The sequence below is a fragment of the Streptomyces sp. NPDC057486 genome, assembly GCF_042802415.1.
Taxonomy (GTDB): Bacteria; Actinomycetota; Actinomycetes; order Streptomycetales; family Streptomycetaceae; genus Streptomyces; species Streptomyces yanii.
This window is the reverse complement of sequence record NZ_JBHVEE010000305.1, coordinates 1-1,945: the sequence shown is the minus strand read 5'-3', so window position 1 is coordinate 1,945 and position 1,945 is coordinate 1. Positions and strand designations below refer to the sequence as shown.

Genomic DNA, 1,945 nt, shown 5'->3' with positions numbered 1-1,945 from the left:
GTGCCCCGGGCGGGGCACCGGCGACGACTGCTTGTCACCGACGGCACACGGTCAGGAGCTTTCGGTCGCCAGGTCGTCCAGCTCCTCGTCGAGTTCGTCCTCGTCGAAGACGGAACTGACGTCGAAGCGGCACACCACCAGTTGAGGGTCGGCCTCGTCGAACGGGGCACTGAGCCACTCCCCCGGCTCGGGAAGCTCTTCCGCTGCGGAGACCCACAGCGTGGAGTCGCCTTCCTCCAGGCCGAACTCCTGGTGCCGGGAGGCGATCTCGTCCGGTTCGTACTCGCCGAAGAGCACGCCGAGCGCCGCATGGACACTGGCGCCGACCACGGCGCCGGTCCCGTTGGCGCGGCGGTCCGGGTCCGGATTGGCGATCCGCTGCGCCTGGGCGAGCAGCCGGGGCGGCTCCACCACTGCGTAGTCGCGGCGGATCAGCACGCTGAGCGCCTTGGGGTCCTCGGGACCGCCGTACGGCGGCAGGGAGTCGTCGACGCCGGGGATCTCGAAGGGGGTGACCTCGTCGTATCGGTCGTAGAGGAGTTCGTCGTAGACCTCGGCCGCAGCGGCCAGTGCATTGAACGCCTCATAGACGGCGGGGTCGTCGTCCCCGGACCGGTGCTCGACCGCCGCGAGGTGATGGTCGAGCGCGGCTTTGACCGCATCGGCGGCGGCGCGTACCTCGGCAGCGGTGGGCTGCGCAGCATCAGACATAGTGCAGACGCTATCCGTACACGGCCTCTGCCCGCACAATAGATGCGATGCCGGAATACGAATTTGTCGATGTGTACGTGCCACGCGGGGTCTCCCGGAAGGAAACCGCCCGCCTGCTGACCGACCATGCCGAGTACGGGCACTGGGAGTTGGACCGATTGACGCTGCGCCGTGACGGCAGCCGCAGGGTGCGACTGCGGCGGCGGATCATTCGCCAGCTACGCGCCACCTGGTGAGACGAGCGGGCCCCGCATCCGCGGGGCCCGCTCGTTTTCATGCCTTTCGGCCCGGTGCCGCAGCCCGTTGTTATGCGGCCGTACGGGCGCGGCGGTACAGGACCGTGCCCGCGCCCGCCAGCAGCAGAGCCGCGCCCGCCGGGACCAGCAGTTCGAGCCCGCCGGCTCCGGTGTGGGCGAGCTGGGGCTCGGGCGCGTTCGGCACGCCTCGCGACCCTGGCACTTCGGGCTTCTCGGGGGTGAGCGGCGTGACCGGGGTAACCGGGGTAACCGGCGTGACCGGCGTGACCGGGGTGACCGGAACGTCCACCGGGGGCGTGCTCACGTCGGCATCGTTCTCGCACGTGTTGCCGGTTGCGGGGTTGAGCAGTCCGCCGATGGTGGCGCTGTTCCCGCAGGCGTTCACGGGGACGTCGACGGGGACCTGGATGTGGTTGCCCGAAAGGACGCCGGGTGACCCGTTCGCGTACCCCTCGGCCGTGGCGCCGCTGAAGCTTCCGTTGTCCCCGGCCCGGTGCTTGCCCGTTCCGGCCCGGTGCTTGCCCGTTCCGGCGCGGTGCTCGCGGGTCAGGTCGCCCATGCCGCGGCCGGCCGCCGCGTGGCGGCCCGATGCCTGCGCACCCGACGCCCGGTCGCCCGAGCCGTGCCGCCCCGAGGCACTGTTTACCGAGCCGTTTCCGCAAGCATTTCCGGCCGCCGGATTGAGCAGTCCGACAACACTCACGGAGTTACCGCATACGTTGACCGGGACGTCGACCGGGATCTTCACCGAATTCCCTGACAGCACCCCCGGGGAATTCGACGTGTCGCCGACCGCTCCCGCGTCGGCGTGTGCGTATCCGCCACTCAGCGCGAGCACTCCGCCCGCCGCCGCCATGGTCATCAGGCCCTTGCGCGTGACCTGTCGCATAGGTATTTCCCTGCCTTCCACCTTCCGGAATACCCCCGGACGTGACCGCGCGGGGGTGGAGCGCCCGTCGGCCCCGGAGCGCATGGCG

The 1,945-nt window shown here is 70.5% G+C and carries 3 protein-coding genes; 1 reads left to right on the top strand and 2 read right to left on the bottom strand.

The genetic code is table 11. The features are described from left to right. Positions 1-51 precede the first annotated feature (51 nt). Positions 52-711, bottom strand: coding sequence for a hypothetical protein (locus ACFU6I_RS48505; protein WP_345513498.1), 660 nt, complete (start codon positions 709-711; stop codon positions 52-54). A gap of 47 nt (positions 712-758) precedes the next feature. On the opposite strand from ACFU6I_RS48505, the gene ACFU6I_RS48500 reads away from it, so the two are divergent. Then, positions 759-947 (top strand): DUF5703 family protein, encoded by a 189-nt coding sequence (locus ACFU6I_RS48500; RefSeq protein WP_030918345.1) that lies wholly within the window; start codon positions 759-761, stop codon positions 945-947. Between the two features lie 70 nt (positions 948-1,017). On the opposite strand, the gene ACFU6I_RS48495 is transcribed toward ACFU6I_RS48500, so the two are convergent. Continuing rightward, on the bottom strand, positions 1,018-1,857 hold the full coding sequence (locus ACFU6I_RS48495; RefSeq protein WP_384380964.1) for a chaplin: 840 nt from the start codon (positions 1,855-1,857) through the stop codon (positions 1,018-1,020). Positions 1,858-1,945 lie beyond the last annotated feature (88 nt).